Origin of the sequence: Dysgonomonas sp. 520, assembly GCF_010501095.1 — a bacterium.
Taxonomy (GTDB): domain Bacteria; phylum Bacteroidota; class Bacteroidia; order Bacteroidales; family Dysgonomonadaceae; genus QVMP01.
Genome location: NZ_QVMP01000017.1, coordinates 15,142 through 41,067 on the forward strand (window position 1 = coordinate 15,142; position 25,926 = coordinate 41,067).

A 25,926-nucleotide genomic window follows, 5' to 3' on the forward strand; every position below is an offset into this window, starting at 1 on the left:
GTTATTATTTCGGGCGTAATATTTTACGCCCCTACAACAAAATAAAACTCCTTACCCCCGACCTCCGATTTCACATTACAGTATAAACCCCAACAACACATGAAAAATTATTTATATCTGTTATCAATATTCCTATGGATGCCAATAATAGCTTTAAGTCAACAACTTAAGGTTATCGACAATGACAAATTGATGGAGATAGGAACTTACTATTATCCTGAACAATGGCCCGAAAACGAATGGGAACGTGACATAAAAAAAATAAAAGACCTCGGTCTGGAATTTACCCACTACGGAGAATTTGCATGGAGTACGATGGAACCCGAAGAAGGTAGATATAACTTCGATTGGTTGGACAAAGCTATTGAATTGGCAGCAAAACACAATCTGAAAGTTATACTTTGCACCCCTACCCCAACCCCTCCGGCATGGCTGACAAACAAGCATCCCGATGTGCTGATAAAAAATTCCGAAGGACGTATCATTCAACACGGAGGACGCCAGCAAGCCTCATGGAACAGTCTGGTTTACCGCAATTACGTGGAGAAAATAGTAACCATGATGGCAAAACGATATGCAAATAACAAAACGGTATGGGGTTGGCAGATAGACAACGAGCCATCTCACTACAGTTCGTTCGATTATAGCGACAATGCGCAAAAAGCATTTCGCCAATGGCTCGAAAAAAAATACACAACCATCAACAATTTAAACACTGCCTGGGGAACTGCTTTCTGGAGCCAGACTTACAACAATTTTGAACAGATAATCATCCCCAACGGCAAAGAAACTCTGCAAAAACCGAATCCTCATGCCATGCTGGATTTCAAGCGTTTTACGGGCGATGCCGTTTCCGATTTTGTTCTATGGCAGCAAGACTTATTGAAAAAGCATATACCTGCACACCAATGGGTTACAACCAACCTGATGGCAGACCATTCTATTGTTGACCCTCTCCGATTCAAGAAACTTGATTTTGTCACTTATACCAAATATCTGGTAGCCGGATTTGACATGGGACACGGCGAACAAGGTTTCCGCATGGGCTCGTCCAACGCCATCGGATTTGCAAACGATTGGTTCCGCAACATCACGGGCACCACAGGGGTTATGGAACTTCAACCGGGACAGGTGAACTGGGGTTGGTACAATCCTCAGACAATGAAAGGCACTGTCAGGATGTGGATTTACCACGTAATGGCCGGAGGCAATAAATTTGTATGTAACTACCGCTTCCGACAACCTCTGACAGGTTTGGAGCAGTATCACTACGGAATCATGCAAACCGACGGAACGTCTGTCAGCACATCCGGTGAAGAATACACACAAGTGGCAAAAGAATTAAGATTGCTAAGAAAAGAGTATAACCCTGAAGCCACTGCACCCAAGTCGTATTCCGACCGTAAAACGGCAATCCTATACAGCACCGACAGCCGTTGGGATATGGAACATCAACCACAGACATTTCAATGGGATTATGTGAAGCATATCAACAAGTATTACAAGATATTGCAGTCGTTTGTTGCGCCTGTTGACGTTATAGATGAAACTCACGATTTTTCTCAATATCCTGTGCTCATTGTTCCTGCCTGTCAACTGCTTGACAAGAAGCTGGTTGCACGTTGGAAAGAATACGCCGATAATGGCGGGCATCTTGTCATAACATGCCGCACAGGTCAGAAAAACAGGCAAGCGCATCTTTGGAACGAGAAACTATCCGCCCCCATTTACGACCTGATAGGAGCAGAAGAGTTGTTTTTCGATATGCTTCCGGAGGAACGTACTGCCCACATAAAGATGGACGGAAACAATTTCAAGTGGAACAATTGGGCTGATGTGGTCAAGCCTTCCAAAAACACCGAAATATGGGCTTCATACAGCGACCAGTTTTACGAAGGCAAAGCAGCTGTTACCAGAACCAAGTCAGGAAAAGGCTCGGTGACCTTCATCGGGGTAGACAGCGATGACGCCAAAACTGAAACCGTCGTTTTAAAGAAAGTTTACGACCGAGCCAACATCGGCACAGAAAATTTGCCCGAAGGTGTAGTAATGCAATGGAAACACGGTTTTTGGTTTGCGATGAACTATTCTTCCGTTGTGCAAACTATAAATATACCTGCAAATTCTAAAATCATAATCGGGCAGAAAGATTTAAAACCTGCCGAAGTTGTTATCTGGAAATAAGCAACACATAATCACACTCTTTGTCATTCTGCCTTAAGAATGGCAAAGAGTTTATTTAAAAGAAGAACAAGAGTACAGATTCGAATATACTATCCAATTCTATAATTACATAAATAGCCTAACATTTAGAAAACAGTTTTTTGATTATTTCATTAAATTTTGCACTTCGCCGACATGATCGCCAAAGTTCGGCAGCTTGTTAGCCGCTTGTTGTTATCCCACCAGCTGTTCTTCAATATATTTCTCCAGGGTTGTTGAAAGTTTTACTGTATTGCTAGGATGTTCTGCAACAATTTTATTATCAATAACGGCTTGTGTCATATCCGAAAGATTTTTTGCTGTGTTTTCTGTAAACCCGACTGACATAAGCGTTTCTATCCAATTCTCTTGTGGTATAGATTGAACACTTACATTTTTATTGAGTAATTTCGAAAATATATTTGCCACATCGAGCGAACTGTATTTTTGTTGTCCTGTCAGTTCATAAACTTTTTCTGTTAATGTCTCAGTCATCACTTTGGCAATAAATTTAGCCAAGTCAATTGGTGAATGCATTTCAACTTTCAAATCTTCAGGAAAAAAACTCGGCAACACGCCGTATTGTTTCATGGTTTCCACATACATCAACCAATTGCTGAAATAATAAGACGGTCTGACAAATACTTTTTCTATATCCAATTCATCTAATGTTTGCTCTAAAATTCTCGACATCAAAATATTTCCTGTATTGCTGTCAATGTGCGCACCAACACAAGATAAAGCCACTACTTTTTTAATTCCTGTTACTTGAATGGCTCTTTTATAATTTTCAACTATTTGTTTGGTGTCTTCAATTATATCATTTGAAGTGGGATTTTCAGGTGTCAAAACAAAAACAGTTGTTCCGCCTTTAAAAGCTTCTGTAAGTTGTTCTAAATGGAACAAGTCCGCAGTTCTGGCTTCAATTGTTTTATCAGAAAGTTTGTCAGGATTTCTCACGACTGCCCTCACAGGAAAACCACTATTTTTCAATTCACCGATAAGATTTGAACCTACCTGTCCTGTTGCACCTACAATTATATTCATATATTTTTTTCTAAATTTTGTTTCTCAATGCTTTTCTCTGAGTGTCGCCCTACAATGACTGCTAACTCCTAAACACACGCAATAATTATCTAAAATACACATTGCGTAAAATTACTAAAAGTTTGGGATGCAGATACTATGTCTCTCGTAAAACTATGGATTAGAACAAACTTCGTCGAATGTTCTTTCGTTTTTTTGTTATTATATATAGATTTTAATTTGATATCTTTTTATTCCAAAAATTTGTTAATTAGAAAGATTGTTATACATTTGCACCCATAAATAGAGTACTAACCCTTAAAAATATTAGAGAAAGGGTACAATTATGTTGGTCAAGAAATAAAATACACACATCGAAACTAATTGGATTTGCCGGGAAGGAAAATCTGACAGTAAGGTATATATCTCAATCAAATAACGGCTGCAAGAAGAGATAGCTGGTTAGTTTCACAATCAATTTATCAAATTTTTTTATCAATGTTGATGCATTGACTGTTATTATTCAGTCTGTGTTTCGCATTCGGATATGATTTAACGTTGGCAAATAATGTTTGTCAGGTTCATCGTATCTATACTATAATCAATTATGAACATACGACTTAAAGAATTAAGCAAATTAGGATATACCGACAATGTTGCACGCAGCCTTGCCTTAGGCATTATAAGCAAGAACTGTAAACATAGCACAAAAGAAGAAGTATTGACAATACTGACTGACATATTGCAATGTCCTGACAAATACAAAGAAAATGAGATATGGAGTAAGCTGGCTGAACATTTCTCACCAACCATTATAGGCAAACAATTCACGGTTTATAATTTATTGGACGAACCCTTATCTTTCAAAACTTATGGAAGTAAGTTCATCGAAAGTATAGCCAAACAGCAAATGGAGTTGGCAATGCGCCTTCCTGTAACCATTGCCGGAGCATTAATGCCCGATGCGCATGCCGGATATGGGCTGCCTATCGGAGGTGTATTAGCTGTAGAAAATGCCGTAATTCCTTATGCAGTGGGTGTAGATATCGGTTGTAGAATGAGCCTGACGGTTTTTGATGCAAAAGCTGATTATCTGAAACGGTATTCGCATCAGATAAAAGAAGCACTGAAAGAATATACTCATTTTGGGATGGAAGGTGGACTGCCTTTTGTGCAAGATCACGAGATATTGGATAGGAACGAATTTCAACTTACACCATTACTCAAAAAACTTCAGGGGAAAGCAGTTCGTCAGTTGGGAACATCGGGCGGAGGGAACCACTTCGTCGAGTTTGGAGAAATAGAATTGATGGGAGGCAATATTCTAAACCTTCCCGCAGGCAATTATCTGGCATTGCTGTCTCATTCGGGTTCTCGCGGCTTAGGAGCCGAGATAGCAAGGCATTACAGTCAGGTGGCACGCGATATTTGCCGATTGCCGCGCGAAGCACAGCATTTTGCATGGCTTGGACTCGATACTGAGGCCGGACAGGAATATTGGATGAGCATGAGTCTGGCAGGCGACTTTGCACAGGCTTGTCACGAGCGCATACATATTAATCTGTCGAAAGCTCTTGGGTTAAAAGTTATAGCCAATGTAAACAATCATCACAACTTTGCCTGGCAAGAAGAAATTGCGCCGAACCGATATGCTATCGTTCATCGTAAAGGAGCTACTCCGGCAGGAAAAGGTGTTGCCGGATTTATTCCCGGAAGTATGGCTACAGCAGGTTATCTGGTTTGCGGGAAAGGTGAAATGCAATCGCTTAACTCGGCATCGCACGGAGCAGGACGAGCAATGTCGCGTCAGAAGGCAAAGGAACAGTTTACTCAATCGGCATTAAAGAAGCTGCTTTCTCAAAATGGAGTAACGTTAATTGGAGGTAGTGTAGAAGAAATGCCTTTGGCATATAAGGACATCGACCGTGTGATGCCGGCACAGGAAGCCTTAGTTGAAATTCATGGACGGTTTATGCCACGAATAGTAAGAATGAATAGAGAGTAAAAAATATGAGCAATAAAATATACTTACAGATAACCTCCGGTAGAGGTCCTGCCGAGTGTTGCCGTGCAGTAGCTTTAATATTGGAAAAAATACTCCGGCAAGCGAAAGAGCTAAAACTCGAAGCAGAAGTCTTGGAACGTGAGCAAGGCGAAATCAATCGCACTTTGTTTTCGGCAATCGTTTCGCTCGAAGGCAACAAATGCGAAGATATTGTGGAAGAATGGGAAGGTACTATCCAATGGACTGCCCAAAGTCCGTATCGTATCTATCACAAACGAAAGAACTGGTTTGTAGGGATCAAATCCTTCACACCAACCGAATTAAGTGATATTGATGCAAAATATATTACTTACCAAACCTTGCGATCTTCGGGTGCAGGCGGACAACATGTCAACAAAACAGAAACAGCCGTAAGGGTTATACATGCGCCATCGGGATTGAGTGTTACGGCTTCCGACCAACGTTCGCAACACCAGAACAAGAAACTGGCAACCGAACGGCTGTTGATAAAACTTTCGGCATGGAACGAAGAGCAATCTGTACAAAAAGCTCAGGAAAACTGGGATAACCATAACAACCTCGAAAGAGGCAATCCTGTGAAAGTGATTAATGAACCGTTAATGAAATGAATTATGTTTGCGAGACGAACTGCAACGAGAATAAAAAAAGGGAGTGTGCAAAAGAAAAACAAGATAAATGATGACAGAACAAGATAAAAAACGAATCGGCAAATTCCTGAGCCTTGTGCTCAGGCATAACCCCGAAACAATAGGCATAGAGCTTGACAAAAACGGTTGGGCTAATGTACAAGAATTAATAGAAAAGTGTAAAAAGCACCGCTATCATTTTTCGATGGATGATTTGATAGAAATAGTGGAAACGAACGACAAAAAGCGTTATTCATTTAGTGAGAAACGAAATAAGATACGTGCCAGCCAAGGGCATTCAATAGCTATTGATTTAGCTCTAACTCCGGTTGAACCACCCGAATTATTGTATCATGGTACAGCTACTCGTTTTCTTTCTTCCATTATGGAACAGGGTGTTATAAAAGGTAGCCGTCAACGTGTTCATTTGAGTAAGGACAAAGAAACAGCAACCAAAGTGGGGGCGAGGCATGGCAAACCTGCAATCCTGACTATCATGTCGGGCAAGATGTATAAAGATGGTATATTATTCTACCAATCGGATAATGGAGTATGGCTAACGGATTATGTAGACACGAAATACATATCGAACTCATATTAATCTGGACAGTGTCAATAAAACAGGCATAAGTTTCTTCTTATGCCTGCTTTAAAGCTAACAATGATATCAATTAACCCGTAGTGCATTTAAAACTTTGATGTTAACTCATTTATTATAAGACTCATATTGGTTTTGTCATTTTGAACGAAGTGAAAAATCTGTGTATTTTCAATCCAGATCCTTCGTTTTACTCAGAAACAACGTTCGAGGAGCGAAGGCGACTCAATGACAATGTAAATATGTATCATGTTTCAGTTAATTATCTTTTATTTTCTAAATGCACTACGAGTATAACAATTTCCTCATTTTGAATGATTTTTTTTTAAAATTGAAGCACAAAGATAAATTTGTTTTCGTTTTTGCGTTATTCTCTCTACTTTTATTCCAAATTTGGAACGAAAATGTTACGCGACTTTGCAGCTATAGATTTTGAAACAGCAAACGAATATCCATCCAGTGTTTGCAGTGTGGGGATTGTCGTAGTTCGTAATGGTACTATCTCGGATAAGTTCTACAGTCTGATACAACCCGAACCTAATTATTACAGTTACGGAAACAGCCGGATACACGGATTGACTGCGGAAGATACAGATAATGCCAAAGTATTCCCGAAAGTCTGGGAGCAGGTGATACCTCTTATCGAAGGCTTGCCTTTGGTAGCTCACAACAAAGGCTTTGATGAAGCCTGTCTGAAAGCAGTATTCAGAACCTACCAAATGGATTATCCCGATTATGTTTTCTATTGTACATTAGCCGAATCAAGGCGACAATTAAAGTATTTACCCAATCATCAATTACATACTGTAGCCGAAGATTGTGGTTTTATATTAGAAAATCATCACAATGCTTTGGCTGATGCAGAAGCCTGTGCCGAGATTGCTTTACAATTACTATAACCATCATTATCATGGATGAAATACCAAGAATAATTTTTCAGATCGAAAAGAAAGAGAGTAACAGTATAATCCCGGCAAGACTTGTAAAGAAGCTATCCGGACGCATCGGAATGGACGAAATCCATGAGATTACCTATCTGATCCAAAACAGTGATAAAGGAAAACAGCAGATATATAATTTTATTTTCGATGAAGATGATACTCTCGTAGCTAACGCTTTGTGGGTAATGACACATTTTTCGCTATTTGAGAATGAGTGGCTATACTCAAAACAGAATGAAATGGTAGATAAAGTTTTAGCAACAAAGCATCATACCCATCTAAGGCTATTGCTGCATTTGTTGTACAGGCAGCCATTGGTAAATCCGCCCCGTGTTGACTTTCTCGACTACTGTTTGGATGAAATGGTTGCTATGAAAGAAGCCCCCGGCACGACTACCCTTTGCATGAAATTGGCCTATGAAATGTGCCGGATGATTCCCGAATTATTACAGGAATATCGTGTGGCATTGGATATGATAGAGCCATCACAATTACCTCCATCGTTAAAAACCACACGAAAGAATATACTGAAAGCTATGCAAAAAGGAAAAAGCCTGCAAATCTATTAATTAGAGTCCGTTCTTTGATAGGCTTCGGGGGGCGTACCGTAATTTCTTCTTATTTTGAGACAGCCTCTTGTATTAAGTTTATGATATTTTAATAATTTCTGATATTAGCATATACGCCATAAGATTGTTTGTCAATATCGAATAAAGGACGTAGTAAATAATTATTTTTTCCGCTGCATTGTATCCGGGAGCACCTTCGCCGATGATTGCTATATTAAATTCCATGGCTCAAATGTGAGATAAGTTCTAATTGATATGAAGTAGTTTTGGGATGATGATAAAAAAAATACCCCCGACCTAATAAAGTCAGGGGTGATATATTTCGGTTTTGATCTGTCCGAAAAAAAATGATTAATTCTTGATAATCTTCTTTATGTAAGTATTGTCCTCTCCATCAGTTATTCTGACAACGTAACAGCCATTGTTCAGATGAGCGATGTTTATTGTTTTATCTATGTTTGTATAGTTATCAATAACTCTGCCCGAAACATCAATAATGGATACATCTTTCACTCCTTTTTCGCTATTGATGTTCAATATATCAGTTGCGGGATTGGGGTAAACAGATATTGCCTCAGGAGCATTTTCGTTGTCAATGCCAACTTCACCTTCCTGGTAAACTCTTACATAATCAACCAGATAGTCGAGAGGTAGTAGGTCTGCATCTACACCACCCTCTGCACCCCAACTGCCTCCGTAGGCAAAACCCAATATCATGTAGAACGGATTGAGGAATGGGAACGCTTTAGCTTCTTCTTTAATTGAAACCTGACCGGGAATCGGATTGTCATTCAGATAAGTGAACTGCAACACTCCGTCCAGATACCAATCGATACGATCTCTATACCATTCGATGGCATAGACATGAAACTCAAAGAAAGAATCGGCACATAGGGCAGCCTTCGATCTCATGTTAGAGTTTTTGGCATTATATTTTTGTGAGTGTGCCGTGAAGTGAACATAGCTTGGCATATTACCAACAAATTCCATTATGTCAATTTCTCCACAGTTGGGCCATCCTTGCAGAATATAATCGGATGTCGGCATCATCCATATTGCAGGCCAAACACCCGAGCCGAGGGGTGTTTTTGCCCTTACCTCGAAGCGTCCGTACTGCCAGTCGGCCTTACCTTTTGTTATAATACTTGCAGAAGTGATGTGATACACTTCGCCTTTCACATTTTTTTGATTGATAATCTCACCTTGCGCATTTCTCAACGTATCTTTGCCGATGCAACGGATATGTAGCAAACCATCTTTCTGAAAAACGTTTTCTATACGCTCTTTCGTGTAATATTCGTATTCGTTGTTGCGGATGCTTAAACCTTCCTCATAGCCCCATTTGTCAGGGTCGGGTAATCCTTCACCGTCAAACTCGTCAGACCATACTAGTTTATTGTACTTGGAGTTTTCAAATTGGGCTGATAGTTGCCCCACTCCCAATGCTACGATTGATATGAGTAGAAATATTTTTTTCATCTTTTGTTATTCTAAAAGTATATAGCGGCTATTTCGGGAACAACCACTATATACGGGTTTTAATATTTTATATGGTTCATTTTTAGCTTGTTATTACGGGCAGGCTTCTAGTCTGCCCGAATGATTTTATCACTAAAATGAATCAAATAACGCTTTATTCGATTGAGCTCAGGTTAAATTACCAACCCTGATTTTGAGTTAAAACATTGTTCGATAGCGCTATCTCCGCTTCCGGAATAGGCAGGAACCCTCTTGTTTCGGGTCGGAAATTAACGGTTACGGTTGCATCCACTCCCTGATTTTTCACTTTAATGTTCTTCTGATTAGAGTCTAGCAGATCTGTTTTGTGCCAACGCAGAAGGTCGTAATATCTGACTCCCTCAAATGCCAATTCGAAGCGTCTTTCGTTCATGATGTTTTCTAAAGTAGGCTCTACTTCGTCCGTATATCCGGCTCTTTGTCTGACCATATTCAGATATTGTTTAGCCTCAGGAGCACCAAGTTCTGCCGCCATCAATAATATATCGGCAAAACGCATGATTACTAAGTCTTGCAGGTTGTTCCATTGATAATCCGAAACCGCACCGTATAATTCGATATTATAATTTGTCGGGGCAATACGGTCTTTGTTGATCGGTACATATTTCTTGTTCCACAGACCTGTTTCTTCTTCCTGAGAATCGGCTCCCCACATGTAATATGTTGGTACGATAGGGTCGGTCCAAATGTTTTCGATAGGGTCGGTGATGTCTAGTATAGAACCCTTCTTCCTCAAATCTTCGTCCGGCCAGTCTTCAAACAGTTTTGAGTTTACCGTACCCTGACCCCATCCACGACCTAGCGGATAAGTGGCCTCGAAATAATTGTCGGGTCCGCCGCTTCTTGGTCCATAGTATAAACAAACCTGATTTGTACGTTTGTTGATATCGTCCCAGCTGCCTTGAATTGAAGAATATTTCACAGAAAAAACAGTTTCTATATTTCCATCCTTCACCCATGTTCCAATCTTGTTTTTCTTAACATAGTTATAATCTTTTTGTATGTAAGAATAAGGCCATAAGGTTCTGAAATCATCTACCAGTTTGTGACCGCTATTGTCGATACAGTCAACCAACCAATCTATCACCTGCGCTTTTGTAATTTCTTCTCCATTGGTCAGAGGCAAGGTTTCTTTTTGATAGTATCCTGTGTAGAATAAGAATACTTTTGCCATCATGCCCTCGGCAGCCCATTTTGTTATTCTTCCTGAGTGTAGTTCGCTATATTCGGTGCTGTATTTTGTGTCCGATAAGCTTTCTATCGAAAGTTTCAGGTCACTGGCAATCTGTGCGTACAACTCATCAGGTGTGGCCTGTGGCAAATTGACAGGTTCGGGGGTTAACACTAGCGGAACCCTTTCGAACAGACGAACCATATCGAAATAATAGTGCGCTCTTAGAAAATGAATTTCTCCCGTGATTCTGGATTTACGGGCTAACTCTGCTTCACTTTCACCCCAGCTGATGCGATACATGTTGGTTATTAGGTTGTTGCACCTGAATATACCTTTGTAGTTATGTTTCCACGCATTACGAAAACGGTCGACCTTACCGTTAGACTGGAAGTTGTTGATATCTTTACAATCGGTATCGGAACTACCTCCGCCTCCCAGGCAATTGTCAGACATAAGTTCTCCTGCATAGAATAGCAATTGAAGAGGATAAGTGTCGGTTAATTCGGCGTATGCGCCGGTTAAATATTGGTCGGCGTCGTCCGGTGTTTCCGGGAAGTTGCTCGAATCTTTCTTTGTTTTGCTTTCCGTGTCAAGGAAATCGTCGCATCCTATCAAAAGAAAAACGGATAATATCAATATAATTTTTTTCATAATTCAAATGTTGTTTCAATAGGGTAAATGCTTAATATTTAATTGTAATACCTACTAAGAATGTGCGTGCGCTGGGGAATGTTCCCAAATCAATCCCTTTCACCCAAGGCTCTGAGTTGCCATATCCGATTTCGGGGTCCATACCTGAGTATTTAGTGAAAGTTACAAGGTTTTGAACAGCTCCGTAGATACGTACCTGCGCCATTGGCGACCATTTTTTGAATAGTTGGTTCAGATCGTAGCCGATGGTTAAGTTGCTGATGCGGAAATAGTCGCCATCTTCTATGTACAGTTGATCGGAGATTCTCGAAAAGTTTCTGTTTAAAGAACCTTCTCCAAGTCGGGGCAATTTGTTTGAAGTGCCTTCGCCCGTCCAACGTTTAAGAATTTCGGTCGTATAGTTCTGATTAGGCATATTCATGAACGAACGATACGATTGTGCAATCTGGTTGCCTGCAACACCTGTTCCCGTTATCGAAAAGTCGATACCTTTCCACTCCATATTTACGGTGATACCATAAGTGAAATCGGGATGAGGATTACCTATCATAGTGCGGTCTTTCGAGTTGATAATACCATCTTTATGAACGTCTATATATTTCACATCACCCGGCTGAGATTTCATCTGGTCTCCCGAAGCATCATATATTTTGTGTGTAGCATCGTATTCTTCAGCTTCTTCCACAGTTTGTATAATGCCATTTGCTTTATAGCCATAGAAGTATCCTACGGGATAGCCTTCTTCGGCACGATAAAACTCATCTGTACCATGACTTAATACACCTGTTGCCCCACGGATAATACCTTCTTCATTGGCTATCTTCGTCACTTTATTTTTGTTGTAAGCGAGATTACCTGTTACACTGTATTTGAAATCGTTTATCTTATCTTGCCATGTAAGCATAACCTCAACACCACTGTTCCTTACGTTTCCGCCATTAACCCAAGGGGCTTTTGTTCCCCAACTGCCTAGAGCCGGAGGCTGAACAAGCCAGTCTTTTGTTGTTTTTATATAGTAATCGAAATTTAATCCTAACCTGTTGTGTAAGAACCATGAATCGAACCCGATATCAAATTGTTCGGATGTTTCCCATTTTAGTTTGTGATTTTCTAAATTTTCCTGATATGCTCCGATTGTTGGGGCCGATTTGTTCTCCCCAAAAGTGTATCTACCACTGCCACCGTTAAGATTAACATTTGCAAGATACATGAAAACAGGAATTGTATTATTACCATTCTGCCCCCAACTGGCACGAAGTTTAAAAAAGTCTAACCAAGATTCAGTATCTTTCATGAAAGACTCATTGGTGATTACCCATCCTGCCGACACCGAGGGAAATGTACCCCATCTGTATCCTTTAGCAAATCTTGAACTTCCGTCGTGCCTTACAGTAACAGTACCCATGTAAGTTCCTTTGTAATCGTAACTCAATCGACCAAAAACAGAAGCATTAGCACCCTCTTCCCAAGGACCACCACTCATCGAAATATATGAAATATAGTCAACATTGCTATATTGTCCGTTATTAATATATGCATGTTTAAAATCATCGAACTGAGAATGAGAAGAAGTTGCTTGAAGATTTGTACCTAATCCGTATTTTTCGAGCGACATGCCTGCCATAGCTGAAAAACTATGATCTTTCTGTATTTTGAAATCGTAAGACAATACATTATCGAATGTCCATCCTATACCATTACCACTTCCTTGCGAATTTCTTTTTTCTTTATTGCCGTTTAAGTTGAGGTTGTCGATTGGTCTGAACTGTCTGCTTTCCCAACCTGAGTAATTGAATCCGAATGAACTGCGGAGTTTCAAATTTTTAATTGGCTGCAAAACGGCATAGAAATTTGCACGAGCAGAATAATTCTTACCATTGGTGAACGAGTTATAGTACATTTGGGCTATGGGGTTGTTCTCGCCCGAAGCATTCCAGCCGGGATTGTTGAATGAACCATTTTCTCTCTTCACCTGATAGAGAGGGTTGGCTGTGAGGGCATTTCTCATATCGTTCCAATCCAAATGTCCTGTTGCTATATTCATAGCGTCGTTGTTTTTGTATACCATTGACAATGTTTGTCCGAATTGAAGCAATGTGAAGTCTTTAACTTTTATAAGGTTGTGTTCCGAATTGACACGGAAATTATAGCGTTCATAGTTTGGACTCATTTCTTCATTTTTAACTCCAACTATAGGTGACTGGGAGGTATAACCGAACCCAACAGAATATGTAGACATATCGCCACCACCGGTAATGTTTATTGTGTGATTGGTTATAGGCGCATTGTCTCTGGTTATTTCGTTCAACCAGTTTGTGCCGTTCCATTTTCCGCTATTGTATGCTTCCCTGTCATAGTCTGACATGGATGCGAGGTAATTATTACTCGAACCTTTCGATTCGTTCAGTATTTCCATATATTGAGACGCATTCAGTGGCGTCAGGCTTTTATAAACATTTTGCCATCCGAAATAGCCATCGTATTGAATAGATGCCCTTCCTTTTTTTCCCTGTTTGGTTGTTATGATGATAACGCCATTACCACCTCTTGCTCCATATATGGCCGCCGATGCTCCATCTTTAAGAACATCAACCGATTCTATATCGGCAGGATTTAAATCGCTGATAGCACTACTTTCGTTTCCGGCAGGCACACCATCTATAATATAGAGAGGCCCTGAGCCGCTGCTCACTGTTCCGATACCACGAACAAGAACCCTGAAGCCTTCGCCCGGCTTACCACTCATCTTGGTAATGTTAACACCCGGAGTCTGGCTCTGAAGTGCAGATAAGGCGCTCACGGTGTTCATTTTTGATATATCGTCGCCTTTCACCTGTACGGTTGCACCCGTGATCAGCTTCTTTTTCTGTACACCATAGCCGATAGCTACTACTTCTTCCAGAACGTTGGCTTTTTCTTTCATCTCGATATTCAGAATGTCTTTCGTTCCGATTTTAATTTCCATATCCTCAAAACCCAGATAGGAAATGCGTAGAGTGGCATTTTCTTTTACTTTCAATGCAAAATTTCCATCGAAGTCGGTAGCTGTTCCGTTGCTGGTTCCGATTTCGAAAATGCTGACACCGATCAGAGGTTCTCCTTTCGAGGATATTGTTCCTGAAATGTTTTTTGTTGTTTGTGCAAACACCAATCCTATGGAGCATAGGTTAATTAATACAAAAGAGAGTAAGACCTTCATTATTTGAGGTTTTACCTTCCTTCGATGAAATAGTTTAATGTTCAAGTTCATAATATTATCAATTAAGTTTTGGTTTTTGAAGATTAAGATATTCTACATTACAAATGTATTTATTCAATAACCATCGGACTTGTACTAGCATTGAAATATGTTTCTTGTTTGGAGCACCTGTTGCAAAAATGTCGCAAAAGCTCGTGTTTTGGTCGCAACCATCTGCTGTGTTCGTTTTAGGCGGGTTTGACTACCCAAATGTTTTTCATGTTTTATATATGCAATGTTATACCATTTTTGATATAAAATGATAAGCATTTTTGTTAATTTGTTAACAGATTATAGTTAAAACGCATCTCTATTCTTTACATGATAAGATGTTTTGATATTTTTGAATTCAAATTAACGAAAAATGCAGGGGCGTGTGTCAAAAGTAAATTTTAGAGTCTTTTTGTCATTGCCTCGCCTTCGCTCGGCGAACGTTGTTTCTGAACAGAGTGAAGGATCTGTTCTATAGAGTTCAGATTCTTCACTCTGTTCAGAAACAACGTTCGGTGGAGCCAATTAGGGTTAGAAAAGACTTTTGAAAGGTGTAGACTTTGAACGAATATTCTTCTTCTTCTGATTCATATTATTGAGGGATTCTTTCTAAACTTTTCGGGTCTACAGGTCTGAAAATTATGTACAGTTTCGGGGGTTGAAACTTACATGGAAAAACACACTGAAAAAGGGCTGAAATCTCCCTGTTGATACCTGTTGCGACATGATGTATAACAATTGCGACATTTTTGCAAGCAATGCAGCCAATTTTAAAGCAATGAATCTTTTCTAGCAAGCGCTTGATATGTATTGCTAGTAATTTAGCAGATATGAAAAGTATCGACTATTCAGAAAAAATTAAACTAATACTCAAAAACTAAATCTTTAAGAAATTATGAAAAAATTATCCTTTCTTATTTCAGGCCTGATATTGGCAACAGGTTTTTCTTTTGCACAGAAAACAGCCGATATGCCAAAGTCAATCGTTGTACTCGATTATGAAAGTGTTCCGTTAGTATCATCTGCCCCTGCCGGTAATTCAAGCACTGCGCCTCCGAGCCTGAATGCCGATCCTTCCGGAATTAATGAATCTAAAGTTGTGGGTAAGTACATAAACAAAGGTTTTTGGATAACAGAAGAACAACAAGTTGGTTATAAAAACCCTAATATGGATGATATTGATCTGCGTTATTATACGGGTATCGAATTTAAGGCTTATGTGCCTTCAACAACTAATATGGGATCATTTTGGTTAGATTTGAGAAGTGATGGTCCTGACTTTGGATCGAACGATCCAAACGTTCAGCGCGAAAACTGGGAAAGACAATTTATTGCATATCCTAGCATTCCGGTAGATGATGTTACAACAAAACCTCTGACCGACGAATGGTTTAAGATATCGTACGATAAAATTAAATCGGGGCGCAAACTTGGTATGGTTGCATTTGGATACAGACGTGGAGAAGCTGTTTCGGGAGGTGCTACGAAAGAAGTGGTTTATTTTGATGATATTGTGATGCATCTGACCGAATCGGATGATATATGCTTGTATCGCGAGCCATTTTTTCTTTTGTCTAAAGAAAATACGGGATTTGTAGGAAATCCGAATGACGATATCACTCTTTACGCCGGAGAATCCTGGCAGGTTATTATTGATAAAGGAGCCGACAGATGGGTTGGTGGTGTTGAAATTAAAAGCGATATGATATCTCTTGAGTGGGATAGCGATGGCGGAGGCGTACAGAATCACTCTCTGTTTATGAACAAATTGTCGTCGGATGTAACATTGGAAAATATTGATATTGCAGGTGAGTTTGCTGCCGGTCATAAACTATCGTTCGATATTAAAGCAAATAAGTATGGTGTTGTGCCAAAAGTAGAATATAAAGTGGATGGCGGAGAATGGACTGCATTAGATTTGGGTACGGTGACTGCAGAATGGGCAACAAAAACTTTTGCAATCAGTTCCGGTCCGGCAAGTAAAGCAAGCCTTAAGTTCTCTACTGCAGACCTGACTTCTGGAAATGTTCTTTTTGACAATGTGGCAATTTATGGAATTGGTGGAAATTCTTCTATCAACAATGAAAGTGTTGCAAAAGTGAATGTATATCCTAATCCGGTTGCAGATGTGTTGAATGTAGAAGGTGGAGCCGAAAAGGTTGAATTGTACAATGCTCAGGGCGATATGGTTTATTCTGGTGCGGCCGACGGTGGTGTAAATGTTTCTCATTTGGCTACAGGCGTTTATGTGGTGAAAGTATTTACGGCTGACGGTATTGCTTCGGCAAAGGTTTTGAAAAAATAATATGAGGCTTAAATATTATATTGAATAAAGCGTTAAGTTACGAGTTACGAGTTACAAGTGGCTTACGCCTAATAATAAGCATCAATATAACAAGCCGAAAATGAAATACATATAACATTATTCAATACAAAGAATGTCCGGGCGAAGTATGAAAATAACTTACCCGGGCATTTTTCTTTTTATAAAAGACTGGCATATAATGTATTACGGAAGAAGGAATTTCCTCCGAAAAAGTGATGAAGAAGTGACACGGAAAGAGTAAATTTGTAACAATGGTTTCTTTTAAATATCTTTATTCAATGCGATTAATCATTAGTGTTTTCTTTAGTTTATTTGTTGCCCTGACTTTTTCTCAGACGGGAAAAGGTGATGATGTTGTTATGACTGTTGGCGATAAGAAGATCAAGTCTTCCGAATTTGAAGAATATTATAAAAAAAATAAGAATATCGGAGATGTGAACCGGATAGTTGAGGACTTCAAAATTTATCAATTGAAGTTGATCGAAGCTGAAACAAAGGAAATAGATAAATCGTCGAAGTTTAAACGTGAAATGAACAGTTTTCGACAAGATGTTGTGAGTCCTTATCTTAGCAAAGATATTGTTGACGAGCAGTTTATTGTAAGAGAATATGACCGTTCGAAGGAAATGTTCGATATAAGCCATATTCTGGTAACTATACCAATTGATCGAAAAAAAGGTGTGAGGTATAGCATTCTGCCGAAAGATACTGTTGCTTCGTATCAAAAGGCTATGCAGTTGTACGATTTGTGTGTGAGTGAAAACTACTTTGATTTGCCCGATACAATAAAAGGAGGCTGCATGCCTACCGAAATGGTGGAAGTGGAAGTTTTAACCATGCCGATGAATCTTGAAGATATGGTTTATTCTATGAAGGTAGGTGAAATAAGTAAGCCTGTCCGAACAAAGTATGGTTATCACATAGTTCGTATAAATAAGAGATATGAAAATAAGTTGATGCGTGACAAGTTGTTAGGCGATGTGAAGGAGCGGATAATCTTGAAGTTGAAACATTCGGGATCTTCGTATCTATTGTCAAAACCTGCGTTGCTGCATTTGAAAAAAGAAAACTCGTTTTCACCCGATGAGCCGTCGTACCGGAGACTGAGAGATGCCGCTACGAGTTTGTATCCCATAGGAAAAGAATTTCAGGCGATGTTTGAAAAAAACAGTAGTGTGCTGTTCTCTGCCGGAGGGAACGCATACACCATAGCTGATTTTATTGGCTTCGTGAAAGGAAAAAATCAATATCACAGCATTGTTTCAACCGAATTGCTGGACGAGATACTTCGTATGTTCGAGTATAAAACTTTGAGCAGTATTGAAGACCGTTTGACTGAAACAAGGCATCCCGAAATTGTAGGCTTGTTGGATGAATGTAGAAGAGATTTGCTTCTTCTGGGCATAACGGAGAAAGAGATATTGACGAAAGCAGCTTCCGATACGGCAGGCATTAGAAATTTCTTTGAGCAAAACAGGGGCAAGTATTTGTGGAGCGAACCTCGGTTCAAAGGTTTTGTGGTACACTGTCAGACGGTAGGGGCAAGGGAGAGAATTCAAGGAGAAATATCTGATATGGATATTGATTCGGCGATGGGTTATCTTAAAGATAAATATATCACGACAAAGGAAACTCCGGAAGTGAAAATCGGAAAAAAAGGAGTGTTTTCGGAAGGAAAAGACGAATATATTGACGAAATTATATTCAAAACCGGAAAAAAAGGAGTTCCTTATCTCGAATTTCCACGATATTTTGTGGTAGGAAATATGATAGATGCTCCCGAAGAATATACGGATGTTTTCAGTTTTGTTCTGGATGATTATCAGAAAGAAATAGAACAGAAATGGATAGAGTCGTTAAAGACGAAGTATTCGGTGAGAGTTGACGAAAAGGCGTTGAAGCGTGTAATGAAGCGTCAGAAAGATAAAAGCTTTCAGAGCTCAATTCAGAGGAGTTAGAGATAAAGCTTTCTTCTTGTTCAGATTAGCTAAATTATATGCGTAAAATCAAAATCCCTCAAATTTTTACATTGATCCATATATCAGTCTTGGCTGAAGTATATATACAATAAAAAAAGTCTTCTAAATCATTAATTTAGAAGACTTTCCTGTGTCTTTGGCTTCGAACTGTCTTTTTAGTTCTGTTCCTCAAGTGATCCGAGCGGGAACACTTTTTTTATCTCGTAATAGATATAATAATCAATCGTTTAAGTTTTTCAAAAGGCTAGTCCGTAACGAATTCGTAACGATTAAAATGATGCCTTTTTGTCTTGTTTTGGCAGACCGCTGTACGCCTAACTTCTAACCTCAAAGATAGAAAAAATTTCTTGTAAATTCATAGTTTTAAGTCCAAAATAAATACTTTAAAATAATGGTCATTAGAAAAGATTTTCAAGAAGATATATTGTATTAGTAGGGTATTTTGATTCTCATACGGTATATTATAAATAATAGATTCAGATATGAGAATCATAATAAAAATTTCTATAATAATTTTAGCCCTTTTAATAGGCTTACAGCTTAAAGGACAATGTGGCATAACAAATAATACATTCCAATCAGGGGAAGAACTGACGTATGATGTATATTTTAAATACGGTCTTTTACATAAAAAAGCAGGCACTTCTACTCTAAGAACAAAAGATGATAGGTATAAAGGACAAGATGCTTATAAAATGACTATGATTGCCAATTCCACAGGTTTGGCAAAAAAAGTTTTTACACTTTCCGATACGATGTATTGTTATATGAGCAAAACTCTTGAACCTCTTTCCTATACAAAATATGCACATGAAGGAAGCGACTATACACAAGAATACATCACCTATAATTATTCTTCGGGTAACGTCGATGTACATACAAAACTGACCCGTAGTAATAAACTTCGTCATGATACTATTATTACTTCTGAAAAATGCATCTATGATATGATGACCGTAGTTTACTATGCACGTACTCTAGACTATAAGCAGATGAAGACGGGAGAATCAAAGAATAGTTTGCTCATATCCGGTAAAACAAAAGTAGATATAAAAATCAAATACAATGGCACAGAGAAAATAGATGCAAATGATGGTAAGAATTATGACTGTATTGTTCTGACTTTGGTAATAAGCGATAAAGCATTCGAAGATAAAAAGGAAGCTATGAAAATTTATATAACAAACGACCAAAACCGTATTCCCGTACGAATTAATTCCAAACTTAAAGTAGGTTCTAGCTATGTCCTTTTAAAAAAGATTTTAGGGAATAAGTATCCACTAAAAAACAACTGATATAGATAACATAACTCATAAAAAACGAATACCTTGGTAGGGTAATTCCTTTTTCAAACGGTATAGGAATAAAAAGATATCATTGAAGTGATAAGTAAAATAGAATTTAAAGAACTGTTCGACAAATATTTCGATACAATCAGAAGCTTTGTCTATTACAGGTGCGGGGATACAGAAACCGCATCTGATATAACACAGGAGGTTTTCATGAAGATTTGGGAGAAACGTGAGCAGTTTAAGGTAAGTGATATTAAAAGCCTGCTTTATAAGATGGCGAATGATATGGTTATATCGGATTACCGTAAGGGGCAAACCCAGCTTAATTTTGAACAGAGCATGACTATAGGGCAGGATTATCATGCGTCTCCCGAAGAAATAGTGCAGTTTGAAGAGCTGAAAACTACTTATTCAAAGGCCTTGGCTGATATGCCAGAGAATCAGCGGATAACATTCCTGATGAATCGTAATGAAGGCTTAAAGTATCATGAGATTGCAGAAAACTTAAACATTAGTATTAAAGCTGTAGAGAAGCGTATCAGTACAGCTTTAGCTTATCTGAAAAAAGAATTACTCTAAAAAGTATACACTATGAATACTGACAAAATAAAAATAGAACCCCAGTGGAAAAAGAGCAAAGATGAAATCTGGAATGAAACCTTTGCAGATTTAACAGAAGAAACCACTACACAAGGGAAAGAACCGAAACGAAAATCACTTTGGTTTTACGCTGCTGCTTCAGTGGCTGCCATTATCATACTACTGCCTAATATAGCTTTTATCTATACTAAAAATGAGGTTGCGGGAAGAGGTAATCATTTAGCTGTTGTATTACCTGACGGTTCCAAAGTCGATCTGAATGCAGAAAGTGAAATCAGTTATAAACCTCTATGGTGGTATGTTTCACGGAATGTGAAGCTAAAAGGAGAAGCTTATTTTGAAGTTGAGAAAGGAAGCACGTTTAATGTTCACTCGAATCAATATATGGTAAGTGTGCTGGGAACAAGTTTCAATGTATTTTCTCGTGCAGATAAATTTACTGTTACCTGTCTTACCGGAAAAGTGAATGTATCGGATAAAACGGAATCCGTAATTCTTACTCCAAATATGCAGGCTTTATGGAATAATAAGCTAATTGTAAAAGATATAGAAAATGTAAAAGAAACAATTGACTGGAAAGAAGGAAAATTTGTTTTTGTCAGTGTACCACTCAAAGAAGTTATTCAGGAAATCGAAAGACAATACGACATTGAAGTACAGCCAAGTTCAAATTTAGACTATCTTTACTCAGGTAATTTTACAAAAGCACAAAATCCGAATGATGTACTTAAGATAGTAGGCAAACCCTTCGGTATTGAATTTAAAATCAAATAATTGAATAAATTACTTTTCATACTTGTTATAATTCTTACGAATACTATTGCAGCTTTTTCACAAGAGTTGCATTTAGTGGTTAAAGACAAGCCTTTGAATGAAGTATTGAGAAGCCTGCCTGTTGAAATCTCTTTTGATGATAATGCCCTTGCAAAATACAAGGTTACCGTAAACCAAAAATTTGATAGTCCTGAAATAGCACTTAAATTCCTTTTCAAAGAAAAGCCATTTCGCTTTGAAAATATAAACGGAGTGTATGTTATCAGTCGTTCTACAGAAAAGAAAGAGCAGCCTGTTAATATCCAGCCAAAGAAGTATTATACCTATTCGGGAACGATAAAAGATGCTGAAAGCGGAGAAAATCTTCCCTATGCTTATATTACTACTTCTGAAGGAGTGGTTCCTACAGATGAAACAGGATATTTTACCTTTAAAACTGAAAGAAAAGGAAAACTACCTGTACTGGCTCAATATCTGGGTTATGAGAAGCAAGATACAACTTTATCCAGCGGATTTAATACAATCAATTTATCTCCCGTTATATATACAATGGATGAAATCGTTGTCAGTTCATCACCCTCAACAATACTTATCCAATCGGGAGGTAGTCCCGGTGAAATTCGTATCAACCATCAGGTAGCAAAATATATTCCCGGAAGTATTGATAATTCTGTTTTCAACCTGATGCGTATGATGCCGGGTGTAAGGGTATCTGGTGAACCATCGGAAGACCTGATTGTGTGGGGAAGCAATGCAGGTGACAGTAAAATAACTTACGACGGATATACCTTATTCGGTATAAAGAACTACAACGACCATATCGGTTCAGTCAATCCATATATGGTAAAAGATATTCGCATCATGAAAGGTGGATATAGTGCCAATCAGGGTGGACGGATCGGAGCAATCTCTGAAATAACGGGTATAGACGGTGATTTTAATTCACCTTCTGTAAAAGCAACCATAAGTAATTACACCGCAAATCTTTTTGCTTCGGCTCCGTTATCAAAGAACCTCAATGTTTCAGCCGCATATCGCCAGACCTTTTATAATCTGTATAATAGTGGAAATGTCGAGTTACCTAAAAATGGTAGTGATAACGGTAATAATTCGCAAATATTTTCAGATATATACATTAAACCAAAGTATAATTTCAGGGATGCCAATTTCAAATTATCTGGAAAAGCTTTTAGCGAAGATTCTTATTATATCAGTATATACGGAGCAGATGATCGCTTTAAATTCTCAGTGAAACAACCAGATGAATATGACATCAATGCTGCAGAAAAGAATAGGCAGTACGGTGGGGCAACATCTTACAAGCGTGTCTGGAGTAATGGCTCAAGTACTAAACTACTTGCAACCTTTTCGCGACTTACTTCTTTGCTCGATAATCTGGCAATTGTCGGTAACCGTAAGCCGACACCTATGGATGTTAATCATCTGGATAATGTCGTTCAAGAATTTTCCATAAAACTGAATCACGATTTTTTTGTTGGGAAGCGTAATAAAATACAGATTGGCGGAGAATGGCAACAATACAAGGTAAGCCTGAATGATTTATGTGGAGAACTGGATAAGCCTACATTTTACATAACAGATAATCTATTATTGGGCAAATTGTCTCTAAATACAGGTATTAGAGTAGATATGCCAATCAATAAAAAGGCATATGTACAGCCTCGTATTTCTGGAAGATATAAAATATCGGAGCAGGTAACAGCAACCGCCTCATGGGGCTTATACAACCAATTTCTTACACGTACTGCTTACAAGTATGATGAATCAGGTATTCAGACTGTATGGAGTATGGCAGACAGTACTTTTACAAAGGCAATGCATACTACTGTTGGTATTGCATATAGTAAAGATGGCTTTTTAATCAGCCTCGAAGGATATCATAAAAAGACAAAGAACGGACAGTATTTCCTTGATAACACTGTCTATAATATAGATAATACTATCTTAGGGGCGGACCTGTTTGCCAAAAAACAACTGAATAACCATACTATCTACAGTTCATATTCTATCAATAATATCAAAAGACCACAAAACGAACTTTCGCATGAAATTAAGGTCGGAGGTATCGGAGCATTTGACCCTTTCTATTTTTCTTTGAGTTACGTATATGGAACCGGATTTGCTTACATCTCTACAGGAGGACACGGACATGGGCAAGGAAACGAAGAAGGTGAACATGAAGCCAGTCACGAACATACAGATTCTTCCGATGAAACATACAGCCGTTTTGATATCGGAGCTACATACAGGACACAAATAAAGAAAGTGAAACTACAAGCAGGTGTATCACTATTGAATGTTTTTGGTACTAAAAACGTAAAATATAATTATCAGGTCTCGGGGCAAGCTAATGCTACAAACATCTTTACAAAGGCCACCCCATTCACTCCAACAGTTTTTTTTGAATTAATTTTTTGATTTGAGGTAGGGTAAGATCTACTTTGTGCGGTACATATATGAAAGCGTTTCGGGAACGAACAGTTTAATTAATTCAAAATAAAAAAGAAAATGAAAAAGTTATTTTATTCCTTAGCATTGGTTTTATTTGCAGTAACATTTATTGCTTGTAGCAACGATGATCATGATGATTTTGGTACAACTTCACAGCAGGATATTGAGGTCAGAGCAGCAGCTTTAGGTTTTGATGATGTTGCAGCGTACAAAGCTAATGTTGCAGAACAATGTGTAGCTGGCAACCACGAAAACTGTGATATCTACAACGATGGAACTCATCAGGCATGTGCTTATTCAGATCATTCGGGACAAAACCATGACGGTACGCATCACAACGGATCGGATCATGGCACACATGATAAGAATGGACACTCTCATGGGAACAGTAATCACCACTAATTTTCCAAATGTAAATTGAGATTAGATAAGGGGACATCTCTCTTTATCTAATCTTTAAAACAAGCTGATTTCTTATTATATTTATAATAAATATACATTTCACCAGTTATTATACAAGATTTGAAAAGAAAATTTCTCATATCATTTTTTGCTTTCTCAACAATAATATTGTTGATTCTTGCGATTGCTCCCCATCATCACCATGCAGGAATAGCATGTCTTATTATCGAAGTTTGTGAAGAAGATAGAACAATAAACGATAAGCATACACATCACAATGAATCATCTGATAATAGTAATCATGACCAATCTTGTATCACTGAATTTGAGTTTACTATTACACAAATCAATGATGAAGTAAATATTAAATCATTTTCCAATAATAATTATAAAGATTTATTCCCTTTATTTTTTATCACAGCAGATTCATTGAATCTTGTTACAACAGCATCTTTTTCTAAAATAGATTACGAAAAATATACCTTAAATTATAATTCTGTAAAATCAAACCGTATTCATGGTTTACGTGCACCTCCCATTACATTCTTATAACTAATCTTTTGACTTCGAGTAGTCTTAATAATTATTGTATTCGTATCCATACGACTGCATAAGGCGATATTATATCCAAATAATCACAATTAATAAAATAAGAATGATGTTTTTTAAATCAAAAAAAGCATTGAGGATTATTGCACTAATATATTCGGTCTTACTTTGTGTAAACAGCATTTATGCCGATGAGAATGATGAATTATCTTCAAGTAATGACAGTATTCAAATAAAGAGTGCAGACAAATTCTCATACAAACAACTGATTGTTCCCGGAACATTAATGTTGTATGGAACTATTGAAGCAACTCTCGCCCCTAAAAACCGATTGTTAAACTATGCTATAGGACATGAAGTGATAACGCATAAACCCGAAAGGTTTCAAATAGATGATATTACGCAATATGTACCTGCTGCCAGTGTTTATGCTCTGAACTTAGTAGGGATAAAAGGTAAGCATAACTTTAAAGACAGGACGATTATTTTGGGTATGTCTACATTGTTTATGGCTGCCTCCGTCAATACAATTAAATACACAGCAAAAGTGGAAAGACCCGACAAGTCCAACCGTAATTCTTTTCCCTCCGGACATACAGCTGTAGCTTTCATGGGAGCCGAATTTTTATGGCAGGAATATAAAGATGTTTCAATCTGGTATGGTATTGCAGGATATACTATTGCTGCCGGAACCGGAGCATTCAGGATATATAATAATAAGCATTGGGTTGGTGATGTAGCTTTCGGAGCAGGGTTAGGCATTCTGAGTACAAAGCTTGCTTATTGGTTATATCCTACTGTTGAAAATAAGTTATTTAATGGAGGTCAGGATAAAAAGAATAAAAACAATATAGCTTTTTCTCCATTTTACAATGGACAGCAAGGAGGGCTGGCTTTTTCGATGCAGTTTTAAAAAATATGAAATTAATGGATTCTAATTTGTTATATAGTAAATTTGTATTTAATAACTAT

Annotated in this window: 20 protein-coding genes and 1 pseudogene; 16 read left to right on the forward strand and 5 right to left on the reverse strand. The window is 38.2% G+C overall.

The window, feature by feature from the left end; all coding sequences use genetic code 11:
* Positions 1-99: 99 nt before the first annotated feature.
* Complete coding sequence (locus D0T56_RS10940; RefSeq protein ID WP_163320196.1) at positions 100-2,184, forward strand: beta-galactosidase; 2,085 nt, start codon at positions 100-102, stop codon at positions 2,182-2,184.
* Between the two features lie 213 nt (positions 2,185-2,397).
* Here D0T56_RS10940 and D0T56_RS10945 read toward each other — a convergent pair whose 3' ends face one another.
* The gene (locus tag D0T56_RS10945) at positions 2,398-3,249 is read right to left on the reverse strand and encodes an NmrA family NAD(P)-binding protein (RefSeq protein WP_163320197.1); all 852 of its coding nucleotides are present in this window, start codon (positions 3,247-3,249) and stop codon (positions 2,398-2,400) included.
* A gap of 586 nt (positions 3,250-3,835) precedes the next feature.
* Between D0T56_RS10945 and D0T56_RS10950 the strand changes: the two genes are divergently transcribed.
* The 5 genes from D0T56_RS10950 (at position 3,836) to D0T56_RS10970 (ending at position 7,988) form a co-directional block, all read left to right on the forward strand.
* The gene (locus tag D0T56_RS10950) at positions 3,836-5,233 is read left to right on the forward strand and encodes an RtcB family protein (RefSeq protein ID WP_163320198.1); all 1,398 of its coding nucleotides are present in this window, start codon (positions 3,836-3,838) and stop codon (positions 5,231-5,233) included.
* A gap of 5 nt (positions 5,234-5,238) precedes the next feature.
* On the forward strand, positions 5,239-5,862 hold the full coding sequence (prfH, locus tag D0T56_RS10955) for a peptide chain release factor H (protein WP_163320199.1): 624 nt from the start codon (positions 5,239-5,241) through the stop codon (positions 5,860-5,862).
* 67 nt (positions 5,863-5,929) lie between these two features.
* Positions 5,930-6,481, forward strand: a complete 552-nt coding sequence (locus tag D0T56_RS10960) for an RNA 2'-phosphotransferase (protein WP_255491159.1) — start codon at positions 5,930-5,932, stop codon at positions 6,479-6,481.
* A gap of 401 nt (positions 6,482-6,882) precedes the next feature.
* Entirely contained in the window at positions 6,883-7,377 is a 495-nt protein-coding gene (locus D0T56_RS10965) for a 3'-5' exonuclease (RefSeq protein ID WP_163320200.1), read from the forward strand.
* Between the two features lie 11 nt (positions 7,378-7,388).
* Positions 7,389-7,988 (forward strand): hypothetical protein, encoded by a 600-nt coding sequence (locus tag D0T56_RS10970; RefSeq protein WP_163320201.1) that lies wholly within the window; start codon positions 7,389-7,391, stop codon positions 7,986-7,988.
* A gap of 78 nt (positions 7,989-8,066) precedes the next feature.
* On the opposite strand, the gene D0T56_RS10975 is transcribed toward D0T56_RS10970, so the two are convergent.
* The 4 genes from D0T56_RS10975 to D0T56_RS10990 all read right to left on the reverse strand — a co-directional run bounded on the left by D0T56_RS10975 (position 8,067) and on the right by D0T56_RS10990 (position 14,530).
* On the reverse strand, positions 8,067-8,213 hold the full coding sequence (locus D0T56_RS10975; protein WP_163320202.1) for a hypothetical protein: 147 nt from the start codon (positions 8,211-8,213) through the stop codon (positions 8,067-8,069).
* A 126-nt stretch (positions 8,214-8,339) separates the two neighbouring features.
* The gene (locus tag D0T56_RS10980; RefSeq protein WP_163320203.1) at positions 8,340-9,467 is read right to left on the reverse strand and encodes a family 16 glycosylhydrolase; all 1,128 of its coding nucleotides are present in this window, start codon (positions 9,465-9,467) and stop codon (positions 8,340-8,342) included.
* A 178-nt stretch (positions 9,468-9,645) separates the two neighbouring features.
* On the reverse strand, positions 9,646-11,331 hold the full coding sequence (locus tag D0T56_RS10985) for a RagB/SusD family nutrient uptake outer membrane protein (RefSeq protein WP_163320204.1): 1,686 nt from the start codon (positions 11,329-11,331) through the stop codon (positions 9,646-9,648).
* A 31-nt stretch (positions 11,332-11,362) separates the two neighbouring features.
* The gene (locus D0T56_RS10990; RefSeq protein ID WP_163320205.1) at positions 11,363-14,530 is read right to left on the reverse strand and encodes a TonB-dependent receptor; all 3,168 of its coding nucleotides are present in this window, start codon (positions 14,528-14,530) and stop codon (positions 11,363-11,365) included.
* Between the two features lie 925 nt (positions 14,531-15,455).
* On the opposite strand from D0T56_RS10990, the gene D0T56_RS10995 reads away from it, so the two are divergent.
* From D0T56_RS10995 to D0T56_RS11040, 10 genes and pseudogenes are all read left to right on the forward strand, one after another.
* Complete coding sequence (locus D0T56_RS10995; protein WP_163320206.1) at positions 15,456-16,865, forward strand: T9SS type A sorting domain-containing protein; 1,410 nt, start codon at positions 15,456-15,458, stop codon at positions 16,863-16,865.
* An 833-nt stretch (positions 16,866-17,698) separates the two neighbouring features.
* On the forward strand, positions 17,699-18,844 hold the full coding sequence (locus D0T56_RS11000; RefSeq protein ID WP_255491161.1) for a peptidylprolyl isomerase: 1,146 nt from the start codon (positions 17,699-17,701) through the stop codon (positions 18,842-18,844).
* Positions 18,807-18,890, forward strand: a pseudogene (locus tag D0T56_RS11005) (ISL3 family transposase); the annotation flags it as partial. The gene D0T56_RS11000 and the pseudogene D0T56_RS11005, both read left to right, overlap by 38 nt.
* 457 nt (positions 18,891-19,347) lie before the next feature.
* The gene (locus tag D0T56_RS11010) at positions 19,348-20,160 is read left to right on the forward strand and encodes a DUF3108 domain-containing protein (RefSeq protein ID WP_185153874.1); all 813 of its coding nucleotides are present in this window, start codon (positions 19,348-19,350) and stop codon (positions 20,158-20,160) included.
* An 87-nt stretch (positions 20,161-20,247) separates the two neighbouring features.
* Complete coding sequence (locus D0T56_RS11015) at positions 20,248-20,736, forward strand: RNA polymerase sigma factor (protein WP_163320208.1); 489 nt, start codon at positions 20,248-20,250, stop codon at positions 20,734-20,736.
* Between the two features lie 12 nt (positions 20,737-20,748).
* A complete protein-coding gene (locus D0T56_RS11020) occupies positions 20,749-21,531 on the forward strand; it encodes a FecR family protein (protein WP_163320209.1) in 783 nt (260 codons plus the stop codon).
* The gene (locus D0T56_RS11025; RefSeq protein ID WP_163320210.1) at positions 21,532-23,970 is read left to right on the forward strand and encodes a carboxypeptidase-like regulatory domain-containing protein; all 2,439 of its coding nucleotides are present in this window, start codon (positions 21,532-21,534) and stop codon (positions 23,968-23,970) included.
* Between the two features lie 90 nt (positions 23,971-24,060).
* Positions 24,061-24,405: a hypothetical protein gene (locus D0T56_RS11030; RefSeq protein ID WP_163320211.1), complete on the forward strand. Its 345-nt coding sequence runs from the start codon at positions 24,061-24,063 to the stop codon at positions 24,403-24,405.
* Positions 24,406-24,525: 120 nt separating this feature from the next.
* Positions 24,526-24,957, forward strand: coding sequence for a DUF6769 family protein (locus tag D0T56_RS11035; RefSeq protein ID WP_163320212.1), 432 nt, complete (start codon positions 24,526-24,528; stop codon positions 24,955-24,957).
* 103 nt (positions 24,958-25,060) lie between these two features.
* A complete protein-coding gene (locus D0T56_RS11040) occupies positions 25,061-25,867 on the forward strand; it encodes a phosphatase PAP2 family protein (RefSeq protein WP_255491160.1) in 807 nt (268 codons plus the stop codon).
* Positions 25,868-25,926 lie beyond the last annotated feature (59 nt).

Excerpts from the sequence above, each read along its gene's own strand:
- D0T56_RS10940 (WP_163320196.1), top strand. The coding sequence starts at position 100 with ATGAAAAATTATTTATATCTGTTATCAATATTCCTATGGATGCCAATA.
- D0T56_RS10945 (WP_163320197.1), bottom strand. The coding sequence starts at position 3,249 with ATGAATATAATTGTAGGTGCAACAGGACAGGTAGGTTCAAATCTTATC.
- D0T56_RS10950 (WP_163320198.1), top strand. The coding sequence starts at position 3,836 with ATGAACATACGACTTAAAGAATTAAGCAAATTAGGATATACCGACAAT.
- prfH (WP_163320199.1), top strand. The coding sequence starts at position 5,239 with ATGAGCAATAAAATATACTTACAGATAACCTCCGGTAGAGGTCCTGCC.
- D0T56_RS10960 (WP_255491159.1), top strand. The coding sequence starts at position 5,930 with ATGATGACAGAACAAGATAAAAAACGAATCGGCAAATTCCTGAGCCTT.
- D0T56_RS10965 (WP_163320200.1), top strand. The coding sequence starts at position 6,883 with ATGTTACGCGACTTTGCAGCTATAGATTTTGAAACAGCAAACGAATAT.
- D0T56_RS10970 (WP_163320201.1), top strand. The coding sequence starts at position 7,389 with ATGGATGAAATACCAAGAATAATTTTTCAGATCGAAAAGAAAGAGAGT.
- D0T56_RS10975 (WP_163320202.1), bottom strand. The coding sequence starts at position 8,213 with ATGGAATTTAATATAGCAATCATCGGCGAAGGTGCTCCCGGATACAAT.
- D0T56_RS10980 (WP_163320203.1), bottom strand. The coding sequence starts at position 9,467 with ATGAAAAAAATATTTCTACTCATATCAATCGTAGCATTGGGAGTGGGG.
- D0T56_RS10985 (WP_163320204.1), bottom strand. The coding sequence starts at position 11,331 with ATGAAAAAAATTATATTGATATTATCCGTTTTTCTTTTGATAGGATGC.
- D0T56_RS10990 (WP_163320205.1), bottom strand. The coding sequence starts at position 14,530 with ATGAAGGTCTTACTCTCTTTTGTATTAATTAACCTATGCTCCATAGGA.
- D0T56_RS10995 (WP_163320206.1), top strand. The coding sequence starts at position 15,456 with ATGAAAAAATTATCCTTTCTTATTTCAGGCCTGATATTGGCAACAGGT.
- D0T56_RS11000 (WP_255491161.1), top strand. The coding sequence starts at position 17,699 with ATGGTGGAAGTGGAAGTTTTAACCATGCCGATGAATCTTGAAGATATG.
- D0T56_RS11010 (WP_185153874.1), top strand. The coding sequence starts at position 19,348 with ATGAGAATCATAATAAAAATTTCTATAATAATTTTAGCCCTTTTAATA.
- D0T56_RS11020 (WP_163320209.1), top strand. The coding sequence starts at position 20,749 with ATGAATACTGACAAAATAAAAATAGAACCCCAGTGGAAAAAGAGCAAA.
- D0T56_RS11030 (WP_163320211.1), top strand. The coding sequence starts at position 24,061 with ATGAAAAAGTTATTTTATTCCTTAGCATTGGTTTTATTTGCAGTAACA.
- D0T56_RS11040 (WP_255491160.1), top strand. The coding sequence starts at position 25,061 with ATGATGTTTTTTAAATCAAAAAAAGCATTGAGGATTATTGCACTAATA.